Here is a 26,591-nt window from a genome sequence, read left to right as displayed (position 1 = left end):
TATGCGGAAAATTACACCGACCGAGGGTAAGGGTGAAGGGTCAGACAGATCTACCGCCGAGAAACTGACGGAGGGGGCTCAGCATGCGACCGAGAAACGGACTCCAAATGCTCGGACAAGCCCTTCGCGTCAGGTCGAGTCTGATCCGAATTTAGTCAAGGATTTCGACAAGTATCGGGAGATTATCAGCTCGATCACACGGGAGCGACTTAAACACCCGGGCGTCGCCTACCCGCCCAACATTGTGACATCCCTGCAACCGTACTTTGAAACTCCCGCACCTCCTTCGATAAGGCACCGCTACCTCTCCAAGGCTCTAGCTAGAGGTGGGAAAACTGGGATCGAATCAGTAATCGACCATCTTGAAAGAAAGTTGGCGGACAACGAAGCCGGAGACGAGGCCGCTCAGTATCGCAGGGTAGAGCGGCGCATCAGGTTTTTCCGTGGTTTATTGAGTATTCACATCCACGCAAAGACTGCCTCTCTCAACTCAACAGTGTTGGAAAACTCTTTTAGGCTGGTGGAAGAAACCCTGCGTAAGTTCACAACCTTTCTGACTCATTCTCGAGACCTTTTCAATATCGAGTTTCACCTTAACGATCAAGAGATAATCGGAATAGAACAAACGGCCGACGCTTCTGAGGCGTTGGCAGAAGGCGTAGCGCTTCGAATGCAAAGCTCGGGAGATCCATTGCTAAAGGTCGTGACGCATGGAGATCGAAAATCAAAATGGGAGGTCGAGCATGCGCAATATTTTAAGATCGCTGAGTTGTGCCTAAGGATTTTTGGCCACTGCGATCGCAAGACCATCCTGTATCTGACAGCACCCCTGTTCCCCCCAAACTCTCATGTCCTATCACCGTCGAGGTTTCGTGATCTCACGTGGAACCGGCCGCTTGCGGCTTTAATGGCGCGAGATCGAGCCAATGGTGTGGTCGACCTTCGGTTGCCGTTGATGCCCACAAGAAGCGAGCGACTGAACGATTCGCTCTCGTCATGGGCCTGGCTTCCTGAGGCGAGAAAACATTACTTGCGTTCGAAATTTAAGCCCCCCAAAAAGGACCACACAAAAGACTAATTCCGCCTGAGCTCTTCGCAGATTATTGCACCGCAGTCAGTTTCGGCTGCGACAAGAGTGAAGGAGTTGAGATGCAGGATGAGAGTTTCAAAGCGACCGCGATCGCCGCTGCGCTTACGCGGGGCATTGCTGCGAGCGAACAGCCCCCCGCAGCGGTCGCCCAGACCGCTGCGGCGAACGAACAGGCCACCTCTGCGATTGCGCAGACCACCGCCGCGAGCGCGCCGCATGTCGCTTCCGAACGGCCCTTGCTGCTCGCGGCTGGCGGCGACAACGGCGATGGGGGCGCCAAGGCCCAACGCGTGGAGCGCCCCAAGCCGAAGCGTCGGCGTCCCGGCGAATTACTCAAAATCGTCGATCCACACGGGAACCTGTATGCGATCAAACCGGACACGTCGAGCGAGAAGGTCGACGGCAGGGCGATCGTGTTGCTTCGCGATCTGGAAGGCAACAAGCGCTTCATCAAGCTTTCCAACGAAGCTCAGGCGACTGCGGTCCGTGACCGCATCCGAGACATGCTGCTCGATTACGACAATGCCCAGCAGCCGGACTGGTCGGACCTCGATGACATGACCGACCCAGAGTAAGCCCCCAAAGGCTTACGAGGTAAGCGTTTGATTGGGAGTGACCGACTTCGTCGGTCACCCCTTTTTCTTTCTGGCACCAATTTCAGAGGAATCTTCCGCATGGGCGCCATGAAGCGCACGTGGGACTTCAGCTTGGACGACATCATCGAGGTCGAGGTGGAGTGCGACCGAGAGCTCCGCATCCTCGATAACGAGATCAAGGCCCTCGATGCTGAATGCGGTGGGCCGCTGCCCGGCCTGGGGCCGAGCATCGTGGTGGGCGTCGACTCGGAGTGGCGCCCGGACCCCAAGGACGCGACCCGCAACGTGGTGCTGAGCGTGCAGTTTTACCTGATCGGTGAGTGTGGTGAGGCATCGCGTGTTGTCTATCCGACCGGAGAGAAGCGCTCGCAACGGCCCGGGCTCGTCGACGAGCTGACCCTGCTGATCGGGGATGCGATCAAGAGCAAGGTGGTCCTCGAATGGCCGCGGGAGGTGGTGCTGTGCGGCTACTTCACGCGCGCCGACTTGACCAGCTTCGGCGATATCGACGAGTTCAAACGCAAGTTCGATGGCGTCGGCGGGAGCGTCGCGACCACCGGCAGGAATGCCGACTTCGAGGTGGCGATGGAGGCCGGCGTCGCGCACTACAAGAGCTCCGTGTCCGCGGTCACCGGCATGGAGAACGAGCTGTCGAGGTTGCTGTCCATCCGCCTGGTCGATCTCGCGCGCCACACCGCGCCGGGCACGTCGCTGGCGCAGGTCGGCGAGTGGCTGCAGTTGCCAAAACTGAAAATTCCAGAAGGCTTCAGCATCGAGCGAATGCATGAGCTTCGCGATCGTGATCCGGGCGCCTTCGAAGCCTACGGTCTGCGCGACGCGGAGATCGCGGCCAAGTATTACCTGGGCCTGAAGCCGACCGCCGAGCTGCTGACCAAGCGATCGGAAGTGCCGGCCACCGTGAGCGCGCTGGCAGTTGCGACGCTCAAGTCGGCCCTCCACGACGCCGGCTTCGACTTCCAGGAGCTCTGGGGGCTTGGCGTCGCCAAGAGGGCGTACTGGGACGATCGCAAAGGCAAAGTGAGGACCCAGCGCGTGGCGCTGCCTCGCCAGGAACTCCGCTACGCCGAAAACCTGATCGTCGATGCCTACCACGGCGGGCGCAATGAGTCCTTCTGCTTCGGCCCGACGCCGGTCCGCGAGTGGTTTGACTACGACCTGCGCGGCGCGTACACCACCGCGCTGCTTGATCTGAGCCCCATCGACTACGCGCGGGTCCGGCGGACCACCGACCCGTCCGACTTCGTCGGGCGCATCATGGGCTTCGCCTGGGTGACATTCGCCTTCCCGCCCGGCACCCGCTTTCCGTGCCTGCCGATCCGGACCGAGCGCGGTCTCGTCTTCACGCTCGTCGGCGAGACCGCCTGCTCCGCGCCGGAGATCGCGCTGGCGCTGAGCATGGGCTGTGAGGTCAAGGTGCGCGATGGCGTGATCTTTCCTTGGATCGCCGACGACGACCGGCGGTTCTTCGAGCCGTTCGTCTCCCGGATCGCCCGGCTGCGGCGCGCGGAGGTGAAGGGCTCGCTGCGCGAGGCCTACTTCAAGCTCGTCGGCAACAGCCTGTACGGCAAGACGGCGCAGGGCCTGCGCGAGAAGCGGGCCTTCAACACGCGCCGGATGGGATCGGACGCCGTTCCCCGCAGCGCGGTCACGCACGCCGCCTTCGCGGCGCATGCCACCGGCTTCGTGCGTGCCGTGATGGGCGAACTGCTGGCCGGGCTGGGGCCGGACCGCCAAGCGATCAGCGTTACCACAGACGGCTTCATCACCGACGCGCCGATCGAGGCGCTGGACACGAGCGGCGCGGCGACGTCGCGCTTCCGCGAATTGTCCGAGCGGGTGGCGCCGGGCCTGCCCATGCTGGAGCGCAAGCACGGCGCCCGACAGATCATTTCCATGAAAACGCGCGGCCAAGCCACGTCGATACCCTTGGAAGGGCACCCGATCGTGCTGGCCATGACGTCCGTGTCGCCGCCCGTGCCCAAGCCCGAACGGAACGACTACATGGTCGATCTCTTCCTGGGACGCACGCCCGATAGCCTGACGCAGCAGAGCTCGTTCGCGTCGCTGCGCGACCAGTGGGTGCACGACTTCGACCTCGTGCGCCGAACGCTGCAGGTCCGACTCAACCTTGAGTACGACATGAAGCGTCGGCCCCTGTCACCGGGCGTGCAGGCCGTCCGGGGCGTCGAGCACCTGGCGTTCGACACCGGGCCCTGGGGCACCCGCGAGGAGATGGAGCAGGCGCGCGCGCAGTTCGATGGCTGGCGCCGGGAACGCTGCCTCAAGACGCTCGACGACTACGCGCACTGGTCCGGTGTACTGCAGTTTCGCAGGGTCGCGTCCAGACATCGCCGCAGCGGCAGCACGAGCATCAACCTGACGCGGGAGGGCGCGGTGGGCGTGGCGCGCCGGACCTTTCTGCGCCTGTACGCACAGAAGCAGGTCGACCCCGAACGCGCAATGCCCTACTCCGCCGTGGCGGCGTGGCTGACGGCGGCCGGCTACCCGACGACGCTCGTAGAGCTGAAGAATGCCTCGCGCGCATCGATCGTCGAACACTCCGCGCCGAACACCGCCGACGTGCACCGCTTCCTGCAGGTGGTGAGCGCGCAGTTTCCCGACTTCGATGTCCGCCGCATCGTCGTCGACGGGTGAGCGACGACGACGCTATCCGAGCCCCCAAGCGCAGCGCGCTTGGGGGCTCTCTCACAGAGTGTGCGGGCCGGCGCCAGCCGGCCCGCACACTTCCTCAAAGCCAGGCGTGGCCATCAGGCTTTAGCCGTTGATGGCTTGCGTGTGACGCGACGGGGGCGTTTGGCGGGTCCCCTGCTGCTCTTGCCGGCCTTTTCCTCGACGAGCTGCAGCATTGCCGACGCTTTGATCCCGAGCACGGGAGCAATCTTGAAGACCGTCTTCAGCGTCGCGGAATTGAGGCCCCGCTCCAGCAGGGACACGTAGTTGCGCTGGAGATCGGCATCGAGGGCCAGCTGCTCCTGCGACAGCCCTTTCTCCAGGCGTAATTCGCGCAGTACCTCGCCAAACGCCTTGTCCGCCACTCCCTGCACTGACGCCCTCCCGGTCGAGGGGGAACCGTAGGTGCGAGGTGCTTGACTGTCTTCACAATATATTGTGAATTAATAGGTATAGTCTGGTAGGCCTGCTTGTCTGATGGGAGATAAGCGCGGCACCGCGCACGGGGAAAAAATTCGCGCGCGCAGCGGCGAGACGCCGGCTGCGATCGGCCACCACCGGCAACTCACAAAGGGGAAAAGGCAATGACGGAAGTCACCGAAGACGATGCACGGGAACACCTGAAGCGGTCTGCGGGCAAGGTGAAGCCCGAGGACATGGAGAAGATCCTCGGCAAGCAGGCGAAGATCGAAAAGATCGTGTCGGGCAGCGGGCCCTTGGGCAAGCTGCTGAATGACGTGAAGCTGATGTTTTCGCTGATCCGCGACTACGCCAACGGCAGCTACCGCGAGGTCCCTTGGGCGAGCATCGCGGCCATCGTCGGTGCCTTGGCCTACGTGCTCAGCCCGGTGGACCTGATCCCCGACTTCATCCCGGTCGTCGGCTACATGGACGACGCGATGGTGGTCGGCCTCTGCCTGAGGCTGGTGGGTGAGGACCTGGCGAAGTACGCGGCCTGGAAGCGGGCGCGGGCCTGATCGCTCCTCACCTCGGAGGTACCCATGAAAACGCTAAAAACATTGGCAGCGGCCGCTGCCGCCCTGGCGGTGGCCGGCTGCGGCTCCAAGCTCCAGTGCCACGACAAGGTCGTGGCGGAAACGCTGGAGGGGCTCGTGGCGGACAACGCCGCCAAACAGGCCACGCCAGAGGCCGTGTTGGCGCTGTTTGCCGGCGGCGGGCACATTGCGCTGAGCCAGACGACGGAGCGCAGCCGCAATGAATCGGGCGCCCTGCAGTGCTCGGGGCTGCTGACCGCGAACGTCACCGGCGCCACGATGAAGCCGGAAACCGTCGCCAAGAACATCGCGTCCAGCGGCATGCTCATCGAGCTGGAACGTCGGTTGGACGCAATCTACGGCACGGGCAACGGGCGCGCCGAGCGGCTGGCCGCGCTGCGCGAGAGCATGCCCACGATCGCGGGGCCGAGTACCGTCGCCTGGAACATCGAGTACGACGCGCAGCGCACCTCCGACGGCAAGGATGTGATCGTCAACCTGCAGGCCGCCAACCCGATCATCGACTACGTCGTCTACTACGCACAGTCCAATGCGAAGGTCGCCAAGGCGACGCCCCCGCCTGCGGCACCGGCCGCGCCGGCGGACGAGGGTTCTTCGTACGGCACCTACAGCAACGACAAGACGACCATCACCGACGACGAAGGCCCCCATGGTGGCGACGAACTGCGTTCGAGCCTGTGCGCGAACCAGACCTTCAAGCCGAAGTACGACGGTGCTTCGGGATCGCTCTCGGCACCGGATGGCAGCTACGCGATCAGCTTCGGGCCCGGCCACGCCCACATTGATGTCGAGGGCAGCAACAAATGCTTCCCGGAAGGCCGCTACCGCAAGGTCAGGTGAAGCTCAGTCATGGCAGTCAATCCAGCACAACGGGGGTAGATGATGGCGGGAGAGCACGCATGGTGGCATGCCAAGGGCAGTGAGCGGTTCGGACCGCACACGGAAGAAGAGCTGCGGCAGAAGCTGGCAGACGGTCAGGTCAGCGCGTCCGATCTGGTCTGGGCAGAGGGCATGACGGACTGGGTGCCGGCTGCCACGGTCGAGGGCCTGGTACCGCCCAAGAAGGAGGTGCGTGCTGCAGGACAGCCGCCGCCGCTGCCGGTGGCACCCCCGCCCGTGGCGGTCGCCGCCACGCCGGCGGATGCCGGCTGGTCCGCGTCAAGCGCCATGCCCGGCGCCAGCTTGGCGACAGGCACCGACAACCACCCGCGCGTCTACCACGCGCCTCGCCTGGATCGGGCGTTTGATGCGCAGCCGCAGATCGTGAAGATCGGCAAGCTGGTCGCGCCGCTGGCCACGCTCATGACCTTTGCCGTCTCGGGCGCGGGCTGGGGCATCCTGGCCCTGATCGGGCTGGCGGCCTACTGGATGACCCTGCTCAAGAACAAAGGCGACCTGGAGCAGATCGAGAAGACGCTGCATGGCCAGCACGCCAAGGACGGTCTGCCGCACGACCTCACGGACCTGGCCCTGCTGCGCTACCGCTTCGGCCCGGGCCTCGCCTTCTTCGGCAGCATCCTGGCGGTGATCTTCATCCTCGCCAAGTGGGGGCTGCGCTTCATTTGGGAATACAGGAACGGTTAGGCGTAGTTTTTTACACGGAGACTGACATGGGCGAGCACATAGCGGTGGGGTCGCATCTTCTGTCATGGCGGTTGCTGTACACGCACCATGGCATTTACGTGGGCGACGATCGCGTCGTGCACTATTCTGGAAATGAAGATGGCGTGGTATCCGGGTCGATGGAAGAAACGTCCCTGGATGCGTTTCGAGCGGGCGCGGGCTACTGGGTGAAAGCGCACGACGACGCGCGCTTTTCGCCCGAGGAAATTGTGTCGCGGGCGCGATCGAGATTGGGCGAGGATAACTTCGACCTGCTCAACAACAACGGCGAGCAATTCTGCGAGTGGTGTATCACCGGCGAGTCGGGCGCGTCCTCGGGCGTCGACATGGCCTCGCTGATCGGGAAGACGGTGTTCGCCGATCCTCCTGCGCTGGCAGGTAACGAAGGTGAGGACTGGTTGGCTGGGCGCAAGTCTACGTATGTCAGCGCCGCCGCCAGAACCGCCGGCAGTGCGGTGAGTGCTGCAGGCTCGGTGGCCGGTCTGTCCGCCGCGGGCATTGCCTCCGGGCTTGCTGCCATCGGTGGCACGGTGGGAGGTGGAATGGCTGCCGGCGCTGCGATCACCGCGGCCGCACCCGCAGCGGCTGCCGCCGCTGTTGGTTACGGCGTTTACAAGATTTTGAAGAGAGTCAAGGAATAGTCAGGCCATTGCTCGCGATGAGTCTCTAGGCCACGGCCCTTGCTGCAGATAGGCCCCGGCAGCTCTCACGAGCTGCCGGGGCTTCCTTTTGTACGCGCTGGCGCGTCGAAATTTGACTGACGTCTCAGTCGGTCAATGGTGGTTGGTAGCGTGAGGGCTGGCGATGGGTGTCTGCTGTCAGCCCGAAGCGGACGGTCGGAAGGAAAGTCCCCCTTCTTTGCTGATGTTTCTGGCGGTGGTCGCTAGACTTGTGCGAGACAGGGTTAGGTCAGTCTCGCCAGTGGAACCCCTTGGGGCAAAGTTCTTGGAGTGGCGGAAGTGACTAACTCAGGTACTGCTCCGAGACCAATAATGAAATGCTCGTCAAATGGCGCGATCTTTATCGGTAATGTCGGATGACTGCAAATACTAAGAGCTGACTTGGGACGGCGATCACAGGGTGTTGCCGAATGCATAACTCTCCAACGACGGGATGACCAATGATCGAGATTGCCATGAGGCGCCTAACGCCCTCCCATGAGGGCTGGCTCCGTTGAGCGCGACTGAACATCTTGAGGGCCTTCGCCTGGCGCTTAGTGAAGGTCGCCCCTTGGTGCTCTTGCTCGGCCAGGATGCTTGGCGGAGCGGCAACCGTCAGGACCCAGTGCTTGAGGCCGCTTTCAAGAGGTTGGGGCGTCTCTCTGCAGACGCAGATTCTGCCAACCTCTCCTCGCTCCTCAAAGCGGAGTCCGTGCCAGATGACTTCTATGATTGGCTCGCGGACTCGTATATCCACCAACCCGAACAGCCTTGGTTGGAGACGATCTCACTTCTTCCTCTAAATGCTGTATTTACTTCGGCTATCGATCCAGCACTGGCCCGGGCTCTTCGTGTCAACGGACGAGATGTCGAGTCGGTCCTCAGCAACCTCGACAATCCGTCCGCTCCTCGCCATCGACGAAACCTCCACCTCACGTTTCTCTTCGGGCGCGCAGGCGAGCGCAACCCAAACGAGGCCCCACCAAGAAGCACGCAAGAACTCCGACGGCGGACAGCGCTGCACGCTACGCCTCTCCTCTCGCGCATCGTTGAGACGACGACGTCGCTTGGCGTACTGCTCATCGATGGGCTGTCGTGCGGGCGCGATTGGCTTGGCACCGACGTCCTGTCGGGGATCCTGAGCGCCTTCGGACCGGGCCAAGTCTACTGGTTCGGCTGGCCGCCAGAATCGTCCGACGACTCACCAGCTCTGCGTGACCTTGCGAGTCCAAAGGGGCCAATCGTCTTCGTCCGAGAGCGTCTCTCAGCGGCGGTTCGCTCCCTCGAGCTTGCGCACAAGATCGACACCTCTTCTGCCCGTCCTTTTGCCACCGAGGGCTCGGTTACCATTCACGATCGGGTTCTGGAAATTGAGCCAGCTACCCGCCTCAAGATCTCGACTGCCGCCGCGATCGTTGAGGACGCGTGGGTGGCGCCATTGTCACAGCTCGGGCCTGACGCGGAATATGCCGAGTTTCGCCGATTCCATGGCCAAGTCGAGGATGCTCGCCGCCTGGTCGAGGGGATACGTCGGGGCTTCGCAATCGAGAGGACCTTCGAACGAGAACTCGGCGAGCGCGTGCGCAAGGCGCTCCTTGATGCCGGTCGAAAGCACGAACCCATACTGATCCACGGGCAGTCTGGTTCAGGCAAGAGCCTTGCCCTTGCGCGCCTGGCCTACACGATCCGCGAAGAGAACAAGTGCGCTGTTCTCTTGGCGAGCCGAACAACGCGCATGCCCGCTATCGAGGAACTGGACGAGTTCTGCCAACGCGCCGAGGAGGCTGGGGCAACCGCAACGCTGATCGTCTGTGATGCCAACGCACCCTCGTCCCGCTACAGCGAGCTTCTGCGCGGATTCGTAAGTCGCGGCCGTCGCGTTGTTGTCGTGGGCAGCGCTTATCGCATTGTCGACCAGAACACGGTTGACGGCCTGTCTGCACCTAGTCACCTCCTCGAGGTGCCGGCCAAACTCGACATCGCCGAGGTCCGAGCGCTGGCAGAGCTGGTGCGAACCCGAACGGGGACTGTGCTGAACGCTGCGGGGTCCGTTTATCTCCTCCCTGCTATCTATCGCATGCTCCCGGACGTGCGTCCGCGCCTCGCAGCCGGTCTGGCGCAAGAGGCGCGCGTAGCCGAGGGCGATCTGCGCATCCGGGGGGCGACAACGAGCAAGGGCTCCGCCAGACCAGCGGGTGCGCTAGGGCAGGCCCTGGTCAACGCTGGACTTATCGATCCGAAAGCACTTCTGGACCAGAAGCTCGAGGAATTCCTCGGCAGCATGAGTGACGCGGCGTCGAAGGCGATCGACCTTGTGATGGTCCCCGGCAAGCTCGACTGTCCCGTGCCGGTGAATCTCCTCATGCGTGCTGTTGGCGGAAGCGAGAGCATGGTCGACATCGCCGCTCTCTTCTCGGGCATCGACCTCTTCCGATGGAGCTCAAACGAGGAGGATGACGTATTCGTGCACCCGAGGCTCAGGGTAGAAGCTGAAATGATCTCGGCGAGGCGTCTCGGAACATCTCAGGCAGAAGCGGCCGTCGCACTTCGGCTGCTCACGAGCGCGAGCCCGAGTGAATACGGAAGTTGCGAGCGCAGGTTTGTCCTAGATCTTGTACACAGGCTTGGACCGGATGGCCCATTCGGGCAGCGATACGCAAGCAGCTACCTCGACATCGCGCGGGCTCTAACGGAGATTCGGACGAGGCGAGGCGTTGCAGACCCGAGCCTGATGTTGCAAGAGGCAACCCTTCGCCGGCGTGTTTTCCGGGATGCGCCTGCGATACCAGGCCTCGATCCCGCAGCAGTACTCGAGGAAGCGCGGCAGGTGGTGGACCTAGCGCTGGATGAGTTCGGGGTCCAAACGGGCCAGGGCCTACGTCGCGCGTGCGCTAATCTCAAAGTAGAGCGCGCGGCGATCTACGGATTCAGGGCGGTGCAGCGCCTCAAGTCAGGGGCAAACCCCGACGAGGTGTGGCAGTTCTACCAAGCGGCGCGGACCTCCTTTCGCGCTGCGGTATTCGCTGCGGATTCCTACTACGCGATCGATGTGAGCGTTTGGGTCCCGAGCGACTTGCTACGCGACGGCAACTGGGATCCGGAGAAACGCGCCGAGTTGGTCGCGGACATCTGGGATGGCTTGGAAAGGGTTGACCCGAGCCAGCTAGACCTCGAGCAGCAAGAGAGATTCGAAGAGCGCCGCGTCAAGGTCGCTCGGACCCTTGACGACAACCGCCTCGAACAGGAAGCGTTGGAGTCCCTCGACCGAATGGGATCGGCCGCAGGCGTGTTTCTTCGAGCCCGCGCGATAGGCGGCCCACTGTTAGGTCTCGGCAAGGCGACCTCAGAGGACACATCCAAAGCTGAGCGCATGATCTCGTTCCTCCGGGATCATCGGGCGCAGATCAAGGACGATGCGCGCTGCCTGCGCTATCTCCTGCGAGGGCTGTGGCTGCTCGCGACGAACGGATTCCTGTTCGGAGGTGAGCGATGTCCTCTTCCGGAACGAGAGACAGACCTTCAGGAGATCCTTGATGTTCTTGACACCCTTGGTGGGCTCGAGGGCGCCCTCAGAGATCCGCGGACGCAGTACCTTCGCGCGGTGATCATGTGGAGACTTCAGCGTGAGAATGCGGCCCGCGACCTCTGGCGTTCCCTGAGCCAGGAGACCGCCTTTAGCGACCCCCGGCGAGTCGTGCGCCATCACGTCTGGACAGAGGGAGGCCGTCCCCGAATGTTCCACGGACGCGTCACGACAGACGATGGGGGACGCGGCCGGGCGCGCGTTCAGGTCGATGAGCTCCGCCAAGAAGTGGAGCTGCTTCAGCGTGACTTCCCAGGCGTCAACCTGCGGCGAGGTGCCGGGGTGACCGGCGGCTTCTACGTCGCGTTCAACTTCATTGGACCGGTGGCTGAGCCCCCTGGGCGAGCGCGAGCTGGCCTATGAGCTTCGAGGACGTCCTCCGCAGTTATCAGGGTACAAACGCCCTGGCACGGAGCCTCATCGGGCGGCCCGCGTTTGATGAACTGCACGTTCTACTTCCCGATCCAGGGAGGGCTGAGCCGGCCTTCATTCGAGCGACATCGTGGCTCTACTGCCTCTACTTTGAGGCAGGGCGAGTCAGCATCACCTTCCTGCGACGCCTCGGCGAAGCCTACGCGCTTGTGAATCGAGAGGAGTCAGACCAGCACGTTGAGATCGTTCGATGTCTGAGAACTGAGCTCCACCACAACCTAGGGTTTGCCGACTCTGATCAGGCCGCGCGAACGGCGGCAGAGTCTTGGCGACGCAAGTCGTGTGGGACAGCACTTCCTCGCACCGATCAGCAGTGGCTGGACTGCTATCAGGGCCTCGTTGGCAACGCACGGGTCTTCCTCGGCGGCCTAGATGAGGTTGTCCGCCGGATCGAGTCCGATGGTGCCGCCGCCCAACAACACGTTGACGAATGGCTCCGACGCCTAAGCCGTGACCGGCCAGCGGCGGCCTTCGACTCACTGATCGACGACGCGAAGTATCGACTCGCTCGGGAGGCATTGAATACTGTCGCCTTCCGGAACAGACACGTCGACCAATGGCGAAAGCACCTCGACCTGCTCGAGGATGGCTTCGATTTCAGTTTCGAGGCTTTGCGCCTGATCGAGAAGACACTCCTGCACGAGGACAGCGTCGTTCTACCGATCACGGGTAGAGACATCGTCGACGATCTTGGAGTCGCTCGCGGGCCTGAAATCGGCGCTCTGCTTGAGGAAGCGCGCCGCCACTTCGAAGTGAGTAAGTGTTCAAGAGAGGAATTACTAGATCACCTTCGGCGAGTACGCCAGCGGAGAATGGAGGACGAGTGTCAAAATCCGGCGGTAAGCACCGCCGTCAAGGCGTAAATGTATTGTCGGCGCCGGGTAGGTCGAAACACCGCCGGGCAGTGTTTGGGCCGATGAAGATTGTTTGAAGCTAAACGCCAAATCGAAACGCATCCCAGATGCTCGCTCAGTTGCGCCGCATCATCGAAGGTCAGCTATTGGCACAACCCAGACCTCCAACTTCCCCCGGCCCGGCAGCGATTGAGCCCCCATCGCTAAAACATCTCATCGTCCTCCCCGCCGAGCCGCTTGCCATGCAGACCCACGTCATTGATCCCGCCGCTTTAATCCGCCTGCGCCGCCGCCAGCCGCTGGCGGACGTCGTCTCGATCCCCGGCGACTGGATGCAGCGCGCCGCCACGCTGCCGGGCAAGGCGCTGCAAACGGCGGTGGCGATCGCCAGCCTGGCCGCGACATACAAGACCCACACCATCGACCTGAGCCCGCAGTCGCTGGCGCGCTTCGGCCTGCAGCCCAAGCAGGCGCACCGCGCCCTGACGATCCTCGTGCGCAGTGGCCTGGTCAGCGCCCAGCGCTGCCAGCGCCGCGCTCCGCGCGTGACGCTGATCGGCCGCGGCCACGCCGGCCTCGCCGCGTAACAACCGGGCACCTCACGCCCATTTCATTGCTCCGATCCACCCGGGTCATTCGGCCCCGTCAGCCCTAGCGGCTGACGGGGCCTTCTCTTTTCACCCATTCGAGGAGTCCACCATGTTGAATCACCTGCTGTCGCAGGGCGGGCGGCTGCTGGCCACGATCCCGGCCGGCGTGGCATCGCCGGTTGCCGTGATCGTGCCCATCGTCGGCTACCTCCTGCTGAGCCGCGACATCGAGCTGCGCTTTCGCACCCAGCGGAGGCCGGGCGTATGAGCAACCATCCCACCCTGAGACTCAAGACCGGCATCGCCAGCAAGATCGGCCCGCGCGGCACCGGCGGTATCCACTACCAGCTGAGCACCGACGCGGACCGGAAGCGCCTCTACGTCACCGTCACCGCCAATGACGGCGGCGGCTGTTTCAGCCGGGAAGACGTTGAGTTCGCCTCGGTCGTGAAGCTGCTCAAGGGCATCGACACCGAAGAGCCGTTCGGCTCGCCGGTGTTCCGGCCCGTGTTCACCGGACGATCCACCAACAACGCCGGCTTTCTGGCCGCGATCCTGCGGACGGAAGGCGTGCTGCAGGCGGAGCCGGAGCGCGTGCACCTGCATCGGCTAGCTGCCGACCCCGCAGCCTGGATGAAGCAGATGCTGGAGCTGCCCGGCGAGCCGCTGCCGCCGCCCGAGGAAGAGGAGGGCGGCGAGGAGGAGCCGCCTACGCCCCCGCCCGAGCCGGCCGCCGCACCCGGCAAGAAGCGCCGCAGCAAGAAGCAAGCGGACGAGGCTGAAGCCGAGAGCTGAGCCGCTTCCGAATCCCTACCGCCGTTCCATCGATGCCGCCGGGCCTGTGCCCGGCGGCATTTTCATTTGGAGATTCCCTATGACCCGTTTGGTCGATAACGAGCGGTTTGCGCTGGGTGCCGTGGTCGGCACGCCGGCCGCCCTGGACGCCCTGGCCCGTGCTGGCATTACCCCGCAGCAGCTCCTCCGCCGTCACGCGCGCGGGGACTGGGGCGTGATCGGCGCCGAGGACGCCTGCCTCAACGAGGACGCCCTGCACACCGGTGCGCGCCTGCTGTCCGCCTATCCGGTCGGCACTGGCCGCGTCTGGATCATCACCGAGGCGGACCGCTCGGTGACGACCCTGCTCCTGCCCGAGGAGTACTGAGCCATGCCGAACTATCGGCTCAACTCCGCCCTCGATCCGGACGTGGCGGCAGCGGTCGCCGCCCTGGACGCCGACGCGCGGGAGTACTTCGAGGAGCGCGCCGCCATCATCGAGTTCGACGGCGGCGTGCAACGCATCGATGCCGAGCGCCGGGCGCTGGCGCTGACGCGGGCCTGGCTGGCGCGGCGACGGGGACCGTCCATAACAGGCTGAGGCGCGAAACCGCGGGCTGGAAAGTGCCGGCATCACGCCGGTGCTTTCGGACGGTTTTGTGCGCACGGCGCCGCCGGTTTCGCATGGTGCTTGTGGGTGCTGGTGATGCGCGGCCTGCCCCGCCCTCGCCGGCCGGCGAGTTCAAGGGATTGTGCAGAACCGCGCTGACCTCGCCGGTGGCATCAGCCGCCTGGACCTTTGCCGCTTCCCGCTGATCCCCTCCCCCTCACGTCCCTGCGCCTCGGCGGGCTTTTCTCGCAAAAGCGGCTCCCCTCGAAACAGCTCATCGGGTCGCATTCGTGCCCACCTCATGGCCGCGCCCGGTGCTGCACCGGTGCGCGGCTTTCCATTTCTGCGCCACAAGATGGAGGCGGCGTCATGCGTGACAACAAGAAACTCAACTTCAACAACCGGACGATCAAAGCGCTGCCGAACTGCCTGGAGAGCTCGGCGGCGCGCTCGGACGAGTATTCCGACACCGTCGTAACCGGGCTGAAGATGGTCGTCGGCAAGACCGGCACCAAGACCTTCGGCTTTCGCTACAAGCGGGACGGTCGCGCTGGTTACGTGCGCATTGGCACCTTCCCCGGCATCGAGGTGGCCGAGGCCCGGCAGCGGGCGCTGGCGCTGCGCGCCGACGTGGATCGCGGCATCGATCCGCAGGCCGAGCGCGAGCGCATCCGCGCCACGCCGACCTTCGGGGAGTTCGTGGAGGAGCAGTACCTGCCCTGGGCCACCACCGAAAAGCGGAGCGTGGGCAGTGATCGCTCCAAGCTCGACTTGCACGTGTTGCCGCGGTTCAAGTCGCGTCGCCTGGACAGCATCACGCGCCACGAGATCGAACTCTACCGCGCGGAGATCCGGACCCTGCGCAGCCCCTCCACGGCGAACCGGCATCTGGCCCTGCTCTCGGCGATCTTCCGCCAGGCGCTGCACTGGGAGGTGGTGGATCGCAATCCCTGCCTGGGCATCAAGCAGTTCAAGGAGAACGCGGGCCGCACGCGCTTCCTGAGCCAGGAGGAGGTCAGCCGCCTGTTCGCGGCGATGGCCAGCGAGCCCAATCGCACCGCGGTGGCGGCATTGAAGCTGCTGCTGCTCACCGGCGTGCGTCGCGAGGAGGCCTTGCAGGCGAAGTGGGAGGACGTCGACCTGGACAACAGCAGCTGGCGCCTGCCCCGCACCAAGAACGGCCGCGTGCGCATGGTAGCGCTCAACGACTCTGCCAAGGCGCTCCTGAGCGCGCAGGCGAGCCGCGGTACGTCGGTGTGGGTGTTCCCGGGCCGCGATCCGGCCAAGCCGCTGAACAATCCACGCAAGGCCTTCACGCGCGTTCTGGCGGCGGCGGGGATTTCCGAGCATGTGCGCATCCATGACCTGCGGCACAGCTTCGCCAGCCTCGCCGTCAACGCCGGTGTGCCGCTGTTCACAGTCCAGAACCTGCTCGGGCACTCCAGCGCGCAGATGACCCAGCGCTACGCACATCTGGCCGATGAGACCCTGCGCAAGGCCTCGCAGCTGGTAGCAGATCAGGTCAGTGCAGCGATTGGCGCGGCGGAGCAGGCGGCGGCTTGATGACCGGGCAGTGGGCGCGGTAGCGTGGCGCTGTTGTGGCGGGATGGCCTGACGGCCATCCCGCCTAACTTTTTTGACGGCACCTACGAGGAAGGGGGCGAGGTGCACTTGCAGCGCTACACCAATGATTTTGATTTCCGCTGGGATAACCGCATCAAACTCGGCGTCAACGATGTGTGGCACACGGATAAAGCCCTACGTGGAGCTGATGGCAAGCACTTTATCTACCGGCAGATCAAAATATGAGATAGTGCGAAACCCGTTGCATGCTGAATCGCGTCCAAAAATTCCGAAACGGAAATCTGGTGAATAGAATTGAATTTGTCACGGGTTAATAACCCAAAATGAATCAAATCTTTTGTGAAAACCGTTGTCAGCGTTGACTGTCGTCACCAACATGAGTTGTATTTTTTCGGCTGTGTTCACCCGAATTGAAATGAGCATTTCAGAGGCAGTTTTTTTGTAGGGTTCGATTCGCTCTCGGTAGCAGTCAACTTGCACATTAATCTCTTTATAAGTGTCCAAGGCACAGCCCGTCGTAACCGGGACGATGGCGAATGGCTTACTATTCGCATCGAATGCTATGGTATCAATGGATACGTGATTAAGAGTCGATTGCCCTGCATTATCGAATGCTAAATTGATAATCCGTTCATTATGCTGATTGGCAATAATCTGATGTATGTTCTCTTTCACGTATACTTGCTTTAAATAGTCTTTTAACTGCTGATCATCATCATCGTTTTCTATCATGGGTATGTCCCACCGCTTAAAATCATAGGCATGCACCAAAAGCAGGGGCCTATTCCAATAGTCATAGCCCTTCATCACCGCAAGTAGAAACCCGAAAAATACAAAGCACACAAAGAAGATTTTTCGGTATGGCTTTGGAGTGGTTCGCCCCCATTCGCTGCGTTTCAACGCGATGACAGACGATATTGCCCACGCTGCAAGCGCATATTCCCGTGTTGCTTGCGGCGAGTATGTTGAAAAACACAAGAACATACATGGCACCGCTGCGATGCCCCACAAAGGATGGTCGAATTTTCTAAAATCCGTTTTGCAGGAAATATCAGAACTAATGGTGCTCCCTGTGACGCCGAGTGAAACGGCTGACATTGAAGTATCACGATCAACGCCAAGATTGGCGGCCTTCCTGTTTTTCCCGCGTTCAGAATGCGGCGGCTTTGGCATACTTCCTCTTCAGACAAATAACCGTCAGAAGGAAAGTTTATCTGCTTTGTGCCCTCAAATATGTAACTCCGCAATCTTTCATGGGTAAGCGGGGTGCGGCGAAGCCCACCACCACAGCAGACACCCGCGCTGCACTCATTCCAATCGAGCTCAAGCTTCTTCGCCAGCGCCCGAATAGATTATCTCCGGTGGCGCCCGCCACGGGCCTCCGCTAGCCTTACACGACCACTGAAAAAACGTATCGACGTCCGCTCACCCCGCCATGATCGACCCCGTTTCTGTCGCGTTTACCTTGCTGGGTGGTGCCGTTGTGAAAGCCGTGGGCGATGCGATGCCTAGCGCAGAAGACGTCGTCGCCAACGCGCTCGGAAATCTTCTCACTGATGGCGTAAAGAACGCTGCACGGCGGATCGGCTCGACGGTTGGCGATACACTTGATCCCCAGACCCAGCTGCCGCGCAATCACCCCCTGCTCAGCGCGAGCCGCGATGCGCTACGCACTGCGTTGCTGGCGATGCTATATCGCATCGCGCAGCAACGCGACCCGCGCCTGCCCCTGTTTTCGGCGATCGGCCAGTTCGTACGCGAAGGGCGCCTGTGGCGCGAGCCATTAATCGCCGCCATGGAGCGGCCCGATCTCAATCAACTGCGCGATCTGGAGCGGGCAGTCAAATCGCCGCAGTGGGAGCAGTGGTTCGATGACCTCCGTTACGAGGCGCGGGATCTGATCGCCTGCATCGCTGGCGCGCGTTGCTCACTCACCCCTGTGCTTCTCCCTGCGCTGGAACAGTGGATAGCGCGGCAACTCGGCGGCGGCACGCTGCCCGATTTCATCGCGGAGCCGCTACGCGGCGGCTGGCTGCCCAGCCCTGCCTGCAACCAGACCATCACCCTGGAGCAGGCCTATTGCTTGTGCCTGCGTGAATATTTGAAGGAGCGGCCGGAGGTATTTCGCAGCTTCGTCGCGGACATGCTAGGCAACCTGCAGGCCGATGCGGATCAACTGCTCGAACGCATCGGCACGCAACACAGCGAGCTGCTCGTGCGTCTAGAGCAGCAGGCGCAGACGCTGCGCGACATTCGCTATGGCCAGGACGAGCTCAAGCAGCAGATGGCGACTCTGCTTGCGGCGGTGATCGCGCTGCCGCAGTTGGGCGATGACTTGAGTGCCGCAGTACGCGCGGTCACCCAAGCTTTCGGCGCGCTGCAACAACAGTTGTTCGGCCTACCGCTGTATCGCTTCGCCGCTCTGCCGCCACCGCCGGCCAGTGCTGAGCAGGGTGACTTGTGGATCATTCAGGCGAAATACCGCTCGCTACCTCTGCTCGGACGCGAAGCAGAAATGCGCAGCCTGTGGGGGTGGCTGCACAGCGATAGAAGTATCGCCGTGCGCCTGCTAGTGGGCGATGCGGGCGCCGGCAAAACCCGACTTGGCTACGAGCTGATCTGGCGCTTGGCGCGTGAATACGGCGAGCGCTGGCAAGCCGGGGTACTGCTGCATGACGATCTGCAGCGCCTCGCCACCCTGCAATCAGGTAGCCAGTGGCAGTGGCAGCGACCCACGCTGGTGCTGGTGGACTACGCACGCGCCTCCGATGCGGCCCTGCGCAGTCTGCTTCGCGAACTGAGCTTTCGCGCCGTCAACGGCTCCACCCCGAAATTCCGCTTGTTACTACTGGAACGCCGCCTTACAGGAACCAAAGACTGGCTAGACGAACTGGGCAGCGTCGTACATCGCGGCGGCCACGCCGCGCGTAGCCTGTTTGATCCGCCAGAGCCACTGCCGCTGCCACTTTTTACCGATCTGGAGCTGCGCCGCCGCCTATTCAGTGGCACCCTGGCGGCGATCCACAGTTCGGTGCGAACGCCGGAGGCAGGTGAGCGCCCCGACTTCGACGCCCTGTTGAACCATCGCGACTGGAGCGCCCCGCTGCTACCAATGATGGCGGCCCTAGTGACGCAGCAACGCGGGCACCTGCTGGCGTCACACGGCTTGCATCGCTCCGATCTCGGTGCTGCGCTGGCGCGCGGCGAGCGCGAGCGGCTGCTGCGCTTCGCGCACATCGACCAGGCGCATCCCGCACAGGCCGATGCATTTTCCACGCTGCTCAGCGTTATTGCCGCCTGGGTCGTACTGCGCGGCGGCGCCGATCGTGATACCGCGTTGGCGATCGCCAACGCCGAATCCGAAGCGCGCGCGCTGAATTTCCCGGGCGGCAATGGCGTGTTGATCGACGCATTGCTGAAAGCCTGGACTGGCGGCCCCAACCAGATCGCCGCCCTGCAGCCGGACATTGTTGCCGAAGCCTTCGTTGTCCTGTTCCTGGGCAACCCGCAACAAGCCGGTGATACCGCGACCCGGCTGCTAGCGCGCGTACACGACCGCGAACACAGCGCTGTGCACCTAATTCTGCTGGCCTGCCAAAATTTTCAAAGCTTTCCTGAGGTGCCCATGGCGTTCAAGGCGCTTAGCGCCTGGGTCAAAGAGATCGCCGAAGCCGCCTGTCAGCAAGGCGATGCGCAGCTGCTGAGCACGCTGGCGTATGAGCTACCCAAGCGCAGCCTCGAATTTTCCGCAGTTGCCAAGACAGTAGCCGTGCTGTGCGTAGATATTCAACGTCTCCGTGTCGAAATGTCGTTGGAGCGTAGCGAAACGGAGCTCTACGAACTGGCTGGACAGCTGTTCTGGCTCGCCGTCCATTTAAATGCATTGGGCCAGCGGCGCGAAGCGCTGGCACCCGCGCAGGAGGCTACGGACTTGTGCCGCGCGCTGGCCGAGCAGAACGCCAACGCGTACACCCCTGCCCTGGCGAGCTCGCTGAACAATCTCGCCAGCTTTTTGAGTGAAGCGGGCCTACGGCGTGAAGCGCTGGCTTCGGCGCAGAAGGCGGTGATCTTGAACCGCGAGCTGGTGGCGCGGGACGCGCATGCGTACCGACCTACCCTGGCGAGCTCGCTGAACAATCTCGCCAGCTTTTTGAGTGAGGTGGGCCAGCGGCGCGAGGCGCTGGCACCGGCACAGGAGGCAACGGACTTGTCCCGTGCCTTGGTGGCGCAGAATGCCGAAGCCTACACGCCGGCCCTAGCGATGTCGCTGCACAATCTCGCTAACCGACTGAGCGAGGTGGGCCGACGACGCGAAGCGCTGGCTTCGGCGCAGGAGGCGGTAACTTTGCGCCGTGCGTTGGTGGCGCAGAATGCGGATGCTTACAAACCTGCTCTGGCGAGCTCGCTGAACAATCTCGCCGGCTTTTTGAGTGAGACGGGCCAGCAGAGCGAGGCACTGATACCGGCACAAGAGGCGACGGACTTGTATCGTACGCTGGCGGAGCAGAACGCCGACGCGTACACGCCGGCACTGGCGAGCTCGCTCGACAATCTCGCCAGCTTTTTGAGCGAGGCTGGCCGGTGGAAAGAAGCGCTGGCGCTGGCGCGGGAGGCGACGAACTTACACCGTGCACTCGCGGAGCAGAACGCCGACGCGTACACGCCGGCACTGGCGAGCTCGCTGAGCAATCTCGCCAATCGATTGAGTGAGGCGGGTCAACGGTGCGAAGCGCTGGCGTTGGCGCGGGAGGCGACGAGCTTGCACCGCGCACTCGCGACGCAGAACGCCGACGCGTACGCGCCGGCACTGGCGAGCTCGCTGAGCAATCTCGCCAATCGATTGAGTGGAGTGGGTCAGCGGCGCGAAGCGCTGGCGCTGGCGCTGGAGGCGACGAACTTGCACCGTGCACTCGCGGAGCAGAACGCCGACGCCTACAGACCGGCTCTGGCGAGCTCGCTAAACAATCTCTCCAGCTTTTTGAGTGCGGTGGGCCAGCCGCTCAAAGCGCTGGCTTCGGCGCAGGAGGCGGTGATGTTGCGCCGCGTGCTGGTGGGGAAAAATGCCGATGCTTACACGCCAGCTCTGGCGATGTCGCTGAACACATTCGCCAATCAATTGCGTGCGGCGAACCGGGAGGACGAAGCGCAGGAGCCGGCGCGGGAAGCGACGGAATTGTGCCGTGCGTTGGTGGCGCAAAACGCCGACGTGTACAGGCCGATCCTGATAAGCACACTGAACACTCTCGCCATTCTATTGAGTGAAGCGGGTCAGTGGTGTGAAGCGCTAGCGTTGGCGAGGGAGGCAGTGGATGAGTCGCGCGTGCTGGCGGAGCAAAACGCCGACGCGTACACGCCGGTCTTGGCAGGCTCGCTGAACACTCTCGCCAATCGATTAAACGAATCTGAGCAGCGCAGCGAAGCGCTGGCGCTGTCTCGGGAGGCGACGGACTTGCGCCGCGCACTGGCAGAGCAGAACGCCGACGTCTACATGCCAAGCCTGGCGAACTCCTTGGGCACTACTGCAGCGATTTATGCCTGCCTGAGTGATTTCAATTCGGCGCGTGACTGCTTGCGCGAAGCGCTGGATAAGTTGAGCTCGCTATTTTTGCAGTTGCCCGAGGCGCATGGAATGTCCGTGCTACGGCTTTTCCTGGGCTATCTGCGGGCTTGCAATTACTCAGGGACGGCCCCTGATTCCGCGCTGCTTAAGCCACTAATTGAACCTCTGCGCGCACTCCCGGACATCCTTGTCCCGGTCGACATTGTCCAAGCCGTCAAAGGCCAAGAGCCGGACTAACCCGTCAGCCGTTTCTTTGCCGACTTTGCCGCCGAACCGAACTCGTCAATCACGCCAACACCCCAGGCCCCTTAGGTCTTAAGCCCCGGGAACTAGGCGGCGACACGACCGGCGCCGATGCCGGTTCCGCGACGGCCCCTTGGCGTGGAGGTTTTTCACATCGCGGTGGTGTCTTCGATTGTAGAGGCTGTAGAATCAACGCCGCCGAGGGCGCGGAACTAAAGGATTTCGGCTGATTCCACTAGCTTGCAAGGCGCTGGCGAAACAGCCCTATTACTGTGCGGACCCGCTTGAAAATCCCCGTGTCGGCGGTTCGATTCCGTCCCCGGCCACCATTCGCTTATCCCCCTATTGGCTGAACGTTTATTTTTTCGGGCTCCGCAACACCACGCGGGGCACAGTTATTCCTCGGACTGTTTTATTGACGTTCACTACGCCAACTTGGCCCCGACCTCGTCGCAGACGGACTCCACTACCGCCGCCACTTCGTGAAGGAAGGAATTGCGATCTGGCGACGGGGTCACGTCAGGGATCGGCGCCGCGCGCTCGTAGATGCGTTCGCCGATGATCGAAGCGCGTGCATAGCTGGAGCCGCGGCCCGACTGGTTGAACGCGGACTGCCATTCCGGCATCCGCTCGGCTCGAACGCGGCGGGTGGCGAGATCCAGGGTCTTGACGGAAAGAGCGTTGGCGAGCCCGTCAAAGACCTGCTGCTTGCGCTCGTCGTCGGTCGGCTCGGCGGGGACCCACCGGAGCGGGTTCTGCAGCAACACGTACAGCCGATCCTGCAGCTGCTTGCGTAGATCCGCGACCGGCTTGAGGTTGTCGTACTCGTCGCCGAGGCCAGGTGTGCTGAGTCGTCGGCTCAATGCCCAGATGCGCTTCCAGTGTTCCTTGCTGACGCCTGGCTTGTAGTCGAGGCCCAAGCGCGGCCACCACGCATCGTGGAAGCTCTCGGCCGCGTTCTTCACGGCCAGGACGAGATTCATCCGGTCGTACACCGGCTTCGCTAGCACGGGCTCGGGCTTCTCGACGATGGCATCGATTGCCGCGAGCAGCGCCTGCAGTTGTCCGATGGTCCGCTTGTGGGTCTTCTTCGTGGCGTCCAGGTCCCCGTCGATCCCTCCGACGAAGAAGCAGGCGTCCTTCAGGCGGCCGCGAAGCGCTCGTTCCGCGAACGGACCCAGTTCCTCACCAATGGAGGCGAGGACGTTTTCGGCGGAAGCCAGGACGTGCTGCTCCTTGGCTGCCGCGTTGGGCAGGTTGTCGCCTTTCACCTCGTCGAAGTGCGTGAACACGAGCAGCAGCTTACTGGCGCTGCCCGACGTGATCATCTCCTTCATGGCTGCAACCGGTGCGGCCTGCATCGGTTGAACAGCATTGTCGACGAGCACGATGGCATCCGTCGACTCTATGCGCCGTGTCAGCGAGGTCGACATGGCCGCCATCGACTTGGGCGTGTGGCCCAGTCCTTCACCGTCGAGGAGCACGAGCTTGGGCTGCCGGCCGCCGTTCCACGTCGGCAGGAACGCGCCGGACACGCGGACTCCGTTCACCAGCGGCGTCAGCAGGTGCCCGAAGCGTGACGAGTGGTTGCTGGAGAAACGCGTGATCGTCTTGATGAAGGTCGCACGGTCGTCGGTCTCCCACGACCATGATTGCGGCCAGCCTTGCTTGTTGCGACGCACCGTGCCATCAGTAAGAAGCGAGAAGCGAAGTTCGATCTCGTCTATCAGCTCGTCACTGATGCGGTGGAACTCGTCGTCTTCGCGAAGACGGCGATCCAACTCCTCCTCGAAAAGCTCATCGACGACCCGCTGGTCCTTTTCGTCGGTGGCGCCCAACTCGGTCTTCAGCTGGTCGCCGTGGCGAGCGGCAATTGTGCGCAACGCCGTCAGCGTCTTCGTCAGCAGCGCGTTGGTGGCGTCGAGATCGATAGCGCCGTCGGCGGCCGTCTCCGCAGTCGGCTCTACAGCGTCGTCCTCGTCATCCTCATCGTCGTCGGTGCTTGCCGCCTGCGGCCCATTGCCAAGTACGTAGTTAAAGCGGAACCGTTGATTCACATGCATCAACAGCTTGCGCAGCACTTCACCGTCGCCGTCGCCACGATAGGCGGACAGCACAGCCTCGGAGATGCACTCGTTCAAATGCTCGCGGACTTCGTCGATGGGGAAGAAGGTGACCGCAGCCGTGTACGGGCTTGGTGCAAGCACGACCTCGGTCTCATGCACCGTGGTCTTAGCCGTCGATGTCGACGGAAAGCGCTCGATCTCCGGGTCCATGCCGATCAACTGCCGAAGCAGCGTTGTCTTGCCGGCACCGGTCGTCCCGAGGAGCAGCGCCCGCCGATAGTCGGAATCCTTCGATGTCGGCAGCGGAATGATCGACTCGCGGATCGCACCAAAGTCGCTCTGCTCAGGTTCCATGCCGTGATAGAAGATCTCGACGACCCGGCGACGGAACCGCTTTTCAGCCTCCGCCCTGGCCGGCAAGCTCCAAAAGCTCTCCTCTTCCAGTAACTGGTTGAGTTGATCCTTCAGATCATTGGCCTCCGCGTCGTCGGAGGTTCCGAGTCCCTGGCGGACTCGTAAGCCCGGCTTGCCAGTGTTCGGGTCAACCCGGATCGGATGGCTGAAGATCACCGCCCATGCGCGGCGACCCTGCGACCGACTCAGGGTCGCCACAAAACGTTTTTCCATGCCGCACCTCGTTGTTCAGTTGTTGTTCCACGACAAATCATAAGCACGCCGATGCTGGCGGTCAAGCATAATCTGAACAACATTGGAACAACGGTTTGGCTTGGCGGGGCGGCTGCACTTCCGCCGACTTCCGCTACATCCCTACCGGGTTGTAGATGTCCGTTCGATTTCCGTAAGGGGGCCACCACCATTCGCTAGTCCTTCAGCCTCTCCCCGAATCAAGGCCTTGCATCGGCGACATGACGCCCGGGGCTGCCGGCTGGCATCCGCTGCTGTCCGCGATACGGTTGCACTGCCCTTATCATGCGTCCCACAACAACGAGGAAATCCGCAGGAGCGCCATGTCACTCGTCCCGCAAAAAGGACTTTCACAGATTCGTATCGCCACGCTGGTGCTGACGCTGGCCGGCGTGGCTGTCTATGCCCTCATGGCCTGGCAGCTGAAGCACTACACCCAGCAATTGCAGACGGTGCGCGAGGAGGCGGTGGCCCAGGCCGGTTCGCGCGAGCGCGAGAGTTATCAGGCCCTGGCGCAGTGCCGCGCGCTCAACACCAATGACAAGGGTGTGCAGACGGTGGGCGATGACTACTGCCTCAAGGGCCTGGACCCGGAGCAGGCTCGCCAGGCGCAGCGCTTGAGCCAGGACATCGCGCAGCGCATGCAGGCGGTGAAGGTGCCGGCGCTGGTGCGCCTGATGGGCGGCGGCGTGAAGTGAGCGCTGCAGTTTCTGCAGCACGGTCTTCGCAGCTTTCGTAGGGTGGGTTAGCGGCGGCAGCCGCGTAACCCACCGCTCGCGGGACAAATGGTGGGTTACGCGCTGCGCGCTAACCCACCCTACGCGTTCTACATGTTCTGAGGCATCAGGCCACCAGGGCCGCGCCGCGCATCAGACCTCACGCAGCCGCCGCGCCGCCGCCAGCGCGATCAGCAGCAGCGCGGTGATGGTGAACGGAATGGTGCTGCCGCCGACCAGATAGCCGATGATGCCGGGCCAATCCGCTTCACCGAAGCGGCTGGGGCCGGCCGTGAGGCCGCGGTTGCTGGAGAAGTTGGCGCAGTGGAAGAACACCGTGTTGCCCCAGCCGGTGTAGATCATGCCGCCCACGATCCAGCGCTGCGCGCGCAGGCTGGCGCGCAGATGCGGCAGGGCGAAGCCGGCGAGCATGATCAGCATGCCGTTCATCACGCCGGCCACGTGCGCCACACGCCAGCCGCGCTCGCTGCCGGGAAACGGCGCGTCCAGCGGCAGGCTGACGGGCCATACCGTCAGGGCCTGCAGAATCACGAACACGAAGCCGAAACCCGAGAGCAGGCCGATGACGGCAACCAGCGCGCCGTGCATCAGCAGCCGCAGACGCGCGCGCTCCGCGGCGCGCGTCTGCGGGTCCGGCGCCAGCGGCGCGGACAGGCTCATGGCATCAGGCCGCCTTGCCGCCGCGCAGCGAGCGGTACGCGATCAGCGCCATGATCACCATCACCAGCACCACGCCCACGTAGAACAGGCCGAACACGATGTTGTTGCTGAGCAGATCGCTGGCGGCCAGACCGCGGCTGTTGGGGAACAGCGGCTTCATGGCCGAGGCGATCACGAAGGTCCAGGCGACGATGATCATGCCGTAGGCGGCGCGGCGCAGACCGGCGAGCGAGAACGGCAGTAGCGGCAGAATCGCGGCCAGGATCCACATGATTGCGCCGTTGACCACCGCTTCCATGTGCGCCATGCGCCAGTCGTCGTAGCTGCCGGGCAGCTTGATGTTCAGCGTACCGGGAATCGGCCAGAGCTTGATCTCGCCGATCAGGAAAAACAGAAAGCCGAAACCGATTACGCCGGCGCAGAAAATCATCAGCGCGCCATGACCGACCAGCTGCTGGCGATAAGGTTTGAGTTCGTCGTGGTTGCTCATCTGGATACTCCCCGAAAGTTGCTGTTGTGAAATTCTTTGTCCGTGCCGCGCCAGCGGGAATCCATTG

Annotated in this window: 23 protein-coding genes; 18 read left to right on the top strand and 5 right to left on the bottom strand. The window is 62.9% G+C overall.

Annotated features, from left to right (window positions below):
• Position 1: 1 nt before the first annotated feature.
• From BMY12_RS19970 to BMY12_RS10010, 3 genes are all read left to right on the top strand, one after another.
• Complete coding sequence (locus tag BMY12_RS19970; protein WP_143068915.1) at positions 2-1,078, top strand: hypothetical protein; 1,077 nt, start codon at positions 2-4, stop codon at positions 1,076-1,078.
• Between the two features lie 71 nt (positions 1,079-1,149).
• Positions 1,150-1,665, top strand: a complete 516-nt coding sequence (locus tag BMY12_RS10015) for a hypothetical protein (protein WP_093285393.1) — start codon at positions 1,150-1,152, stop codon at positions 1,663-1,665.
• A 99-nt stretch (positions 1,666-1,764) separates the two neighbouring features.
• A complete protein-coding gene (locus BMY12_RS10010) occupies positions 1,765-4,362 on the top strand; it encodes a DNA polymerase (protein ID WP_093285391.1) in 2,598 nt (865 codons plus the stop codon).
• 113 nt (positions 4,363-4,475) lie between these two features.
• Here BMY12_RS10010 and BMY12_RS10005 read toward each other — a convergent pair whose 3' ends face one another.
• Positions 4,476-4,763 (bottom strand): helix-turn-helix domain-containing protein, encoded by a 288-nt coding sequence (locus tag BMY12_RS10005; protein ID WP_093285388.1) that lies wholly within the window; start codon positions 4,761-4,763, stop codon positions 4,476-4,478.
• 219 nt (positions 4,764-4,982) lie between these two features.
• On the opposite strand from BMY12_RS10005, the gene BMY12_RS20680 reads away from it, so the two are divergent.
• From BMY12_RS20680 to BMY12_RS20965, 13 genes are all read left to right on the top strand, one after another.
• Positions 4,983-5,375 (top strand): YkvA family protein, encoded by a 393-nt coding sequence (locus tag BMY12_RS20680; RefSeq protein WP_093285386.1) that lies wholly within the window; start codon positions 4,983-4,985, stop codon positions 5,373-5,375.
• 24 nt (positions 5,376-5,399) lie between these two features.
• The gene (locus tag BMY12_RS09995) at positions 5,400-6,254 is read left to right on the top strand and encodes a hypothetical protein (RefSeq protein WP_143068914.1); all 855 of its coding nucleotides are present in this window, start codon (positions 5,400-5,402) and stop codon (positions 6,252-6,254) included.
• Between the two features lie 42 nt (positions 6,255-6,296).
• A complete protein-coding gene (locus tag BMY12_RS09990; protein WP_177188934.1) occupies positions 6,297-6,998 on the top strand; it encodes a DUF4339 domain-containing protein in 702 nt (233 codons plus the stop codon).
• Between the two features lie 26 nt (positions 6,999-7,024).
• The gene (locus BMY12_RS09985) at positions 7,025-7,678 is read left to right on the top strand and encodes a lecithin retinol acyltransferase family protein (protein WP_093285378.1); all 654 of its coding nucleotides are present in this window, start codon (positions 7,025-7,027) and stop codon (positions 7,676-7,678) included.
• Between the two features lie 730 nt (positions 7,679-8,408).
• A complete protein-coding gene (locus tag BMY12_RS09980; protein WP_218140155.1) occupies positions 8,409-11,642 on the top strand; it encodes a P-loop NTPase in 3,234 nt (1,077 codons plus the stop codon).
• Positions 11,639-12,574, top strand: coding sequence for a hypothetical protein (locus tag BMY12_RS09975; protein ID WP_093285373.1), 936 nt, complete (start codon positions 11,639-11,641; stop codon positions 12,572-12,574). The genes BMY12_RS09980 and BMY12_RS09975 overlap by 4 nt, the downstream gene beginning before the upstream one ends.
• Positions 12,575-12,807: 233 nt before the next feature.
• On the top strand, positions 12,808-13,152 hold the full coding sequence (locus BMY12_RS09970; protein WP_093285370.1) for a hypothetical protein: 345 nt from the start codon (positions 12,808-12,810) through the stop codon (positions 13,150-13,152).
• A gap of 112 nt (positions 13,153-13,264) precedes the next feature.
• A complete protein-coding gene (locus BMY12_RS20320) occupies positions 13,265-13,423 on the top strand; it encodes a hypothetical protein (RefSeq protein WP_177188932.1) in 159 nt (52 codons plus the stop codon).
• Positions 13,420-13,950: a hypothetical protein gene (locus tag BMY12_RS09965; RefSeq protein ID WP_093285367.1), complete on the top strand. Its 531-nt coding sequence runs from the start codon at positions 13,420-13,422 to the stop codon at positions 13,948-13,950. Before BMY12_RS20320 ends, BMY12_RS09965 begins: the two co-directional genes overlap by 4 nt.
• Positions 13,951-14,029: 79 nt before the next feature.
• Positions 14,030-14,317, top strand: a complete 288-nt coding sequence (locus BMY12_RS09960) for a hypothetical protein (protein ID WP_093285365.1) — start codon at positions 14,030-14,032, stop codon at positions 14,315-14,317.
• Positions 14,318-14,320: 3 nt separating this feature from the next.
• Positions 14,321-14,530 carry a hypothetical protein gene (locus BMY12_RS09955; protein ID WP_093285362.1) on the top strand — a complete coding sequence of 70 codons (210 nt, stop codon included), beginning with the start codon at positions 14,321-14,323 and terminating at the stop codon, positions 14,528-14,530.
• A 378-nt stretch (positions 14,531-14,908) separates the two neighbouring features.
• Entirely contained in the window at positions 14,909-16,102 is a 1,194-nt protein-coding gene (locus BMY12_RS09950) for a site-specific integrase (RefSeq protein WP_093285359.1), read from the top strand.
• 24 nt (positions 16,103-16,126) lie between these two features.
• Positions 16,127-16,348 carry a hypothetical protein gene (locus BMY12_RS20965; protein ID WP_093285356.1) on the top strand — a complete coding sequence of 74 codons (222 nt, stop codon included), beginning with the start codon at positions 16,127-16,129 and terminating at the stop codon, positions 16,346-16,348.
• Positions 16,349-16,426: 78 nt separating this feature from the next.
• Here BMY12_RS20965 and BMY12_RS19965 read toward each other — a convergent pair whose 3' ends face one another.
• Positions 16,427-17,296: a hypothetical protein gene (locus BMY12_RS19965; protein WP_143068913.1), complete on the bottom strand. Its 870-nt coding sequence runs from the start codon at positions 17,294-17,296 to the stop codon at positions 16,427-16,429.
• A gap of 262 nt (positions 17,297-17,558) precedes the next feature.
• On the opposite strand from BMY12_RS19965, the gene BMY12_RS09935 reads away from it, so the two are divergent.
• Positions 17,559-21,920 (top strand): tetratricopeptide repeat protein, encoded by a 4,362-nt coding sequence (locus tag BMY12_RS09935; RefSeq protein ID WP_093285351.1) that lies wholly within the window; start codon positions 17,559-17,561, stop codon positions 21,918-21,920.
• A gap of 431 nt (positions 21,921-22,351) precedes the next feature.
• Here the strand turns inward: BMY12_RS09935 and BMY12_RS09930 are convergent, their stop codons facing one another.
• Positions 22,352-24,619: a P-loop NTPase family protein gene (locus BMY12_RS09930; RefSeq protein ID WP_093285348.1), complete on the bottom strand. Its 2,268-nt coding sequence runs from the start codon at positions 24,617-24,619 to the stop codon at positions 22,352-22,354.
• A 341-nt stretch (positions 24,620-24,960) separates the two neighbouring features.
• Between BMY12_RS09930 and BMY12_RS09925 the strand changes: the two genes are divergently transcribed.
• Positions 24,961-25,335 carry a hypothetical protein gene (locus tag BMY12_RS09925; protein WP_143068912.1) on the top strand — a complete coding sequence of 125 codons (375 nt, stop codon included), beginning with the start codon at positions 24,961-24,963 and terminating at the stop codon, positions 25,333-25,335.
• Positions 25,336-25,506: 171 nt separating this feature from the next.
• On the opposite strand, the gene BMY12_RS09920 is transcribed toward BMY12_RS09925, so the two are convergent.
• Entirely contained in the window at positions 25,507-26,034 is a 528-nt protein-coding gene (locus BMY12_RS09920) for a styrene oxide isomerase (protein WP_093285343.1), read from the bottom strand.
• A gap of 4 nt (positions 26,035-26,038) precedes the next feature.
• Entirely contained in the window at positions 26,039-26,524 is a 486-nt protein-coding gene (locus BMY12_RS09915) for a styrene oxide isomerase (protein WP_093285341.1), read from the bottom strand.
• Between the last annotated feature and the right edge of the window lie 67 nt (positions 26,525-26,591).

The sequence above is a fragment of the Solimonas aquatica genome (assembly GCF_900111015.1).
Taxonomy (GTDB): domain Bacteria; phylum Pseudomonadota; class Gammaproteobacteria; order Nevskiales; family Nevskiaceae; genus Solimonas; species Solimonas aquatica.
The sequence above is the reverse complement of the archived record's forward strand: the minus strand, read 5'-3'. Positions and strand labels throughout refer to the sequence as shown.

What these genes read in the sequence shown, in the direction of transcription:
- BMY12_RS09955 (WP_093285362.1), top strand. Translation starts at nt 14,321, where the DNA reads ATGCCGAACTATCGGCTCAACTCCGCCCTCGATCCGGACGTGGCGGCA.
- BMY12_RS09970 (WP_093285370.1), top strand. Translation starts at nt 12,808, where the DNA reads ATGCAGACCCACGTCATTGATCCCGCCGCTTTAATCCGCCTGCGCCGC.
- BMY12_RS20320 (WP_177188932.1), top strand. Translation starts at nt 13,265, where the DNA reads ATGTTGAATCACCTGCTGTCGCAGGGCGGGCGGCTGCTGGCCACGATC.
- BMY12_RS09960 (WP_093285365.1), top strand. Translation starts at nt 14,030, where the DNA reads ATGACCCGTTTGGTCGATAACGAGCGGTTTGCGCTGGGTGCCGTGGTC.
- BMY12_RS20680 (WP_093285386.1), top strand. Translation starts at nt 4,983, where the DNA reads ATGACGGAAGTCACCGAAGACGATGCACGGGAACACCTGAAGCGGTCT.
- BMY12_RS09935 (WP_093285351.1), top strand. Translation starts at nt 17,559, where the DNA reads ATGATCGACCCCGTTTCTGTCGCGTTTACCTTGCTGGGTGGTGCCGTT.
- BMY12_RS09985 (WP_093285378.1), top strand. Translation starts at nt 7,025, where the DNA reads ATGGGCGAGCACATAGCGGTGGGGTCGCATCTTCTGTCATGGCGGTTG.
- BMY12_RS09995 (WP_143068914.1), top strand. Translation starts at nt 5,400, where the DNA reads ATGAAAACGCTAAAAACATTGGCAGCGGCCGCTGCCGCCCTGGCGGTG.
- BMY12_RS10010 (WP_093285391.1), top strand. Translation starts at nt 1,765, where the DNA reads ATGGGCGCCATGAAGCGCACGTGGGACTTCAGCTTGGACGACATCATC.
- BMY12_RS09925 (WP_143068912.1), top strand. Translation starts at nt 24,961, where the DNA reads ATGTCACTCGTCCCGCAAAAAGGACTTTCACAGATTCGTATCGCCACG.
- BMY12_RS09965 (WP_093285367.1), top strand. Translation starts at nt 13,420, where the DNA reads ATGAGCAACCATCCCACCCTGAGACTCAAGACCGGCATCGCCAGCAAG.
- BMY12_RS09915 (WP_093285341.1), bottom strand. Translation starts at nt 26,524, where the DNA reads ATGAGCAACCACGACGAACTCAAACCTTATCGCCAGCAGCTGGTCGGT.
- BMY12_RS09950 (WP_093285359.1), top strand. Translation starts at nt 14,909, where the DNA reads ATGCGTGACAACAAGAAACTCAACTTCAACAACCGGACGATCAAAGCG.
- BMY12_RS09930 (WP_093285348.1), bottom strand. Translation starts at nt 24,619, where the DNA reads ATGGAAAAACGTTTTGTGGCGACCCTGAGTCGGTCGCAGGGTCGCCGC.
- BMY12_RS10015 (WP_093285393.1), top strand. Translation starts at nt 1,150, where the DNA reads ATGCAGGATGAGAGTTTCAAAGCGACCGCGATCGCCGCTGCGCTTACG.
- BMY12_RS09920 (WP_093285343.1), bottom strand. Translation starts at nt 26,034, where the DNA reads ATGAGCCTGTCCGCGCCGCTGGCGCCGGACCCGCAGACGCGCGCCGCG.
- BMY12_RS19970 (WP_143068915.1), top strand. Translation starts at nt 2, where the DNA reads ATGCGGAAAATTACACCGACCGAGGGTAAGGGTGAAGGGTCAGACAGA.
- BMY12_RS09975 (WP_093285373.1), top strand. Translation starts at nt 11,639, where the DNA reads ATGAGCTTCGAGGACGTCCTCCGCAGTTATCAGGGTACAAACGCCCTG.
- BMY12_RS09990 (WP_177188934.1), top strand. Translation starts at nt 6,297, where the DNA reads ATGGCGGGAGAGCACGCATGGTGGCATGCCAAGGGCAGTGAGCGGTTC.
- BMY12_RS19965 (WP_143068913.1), bottom strand. Translation starts at nt 17,296, where the DNA reads ATGCCAAAGCCGCCGCATTCTGAACGCGGGAAAAACAGGAAGGCCGCC.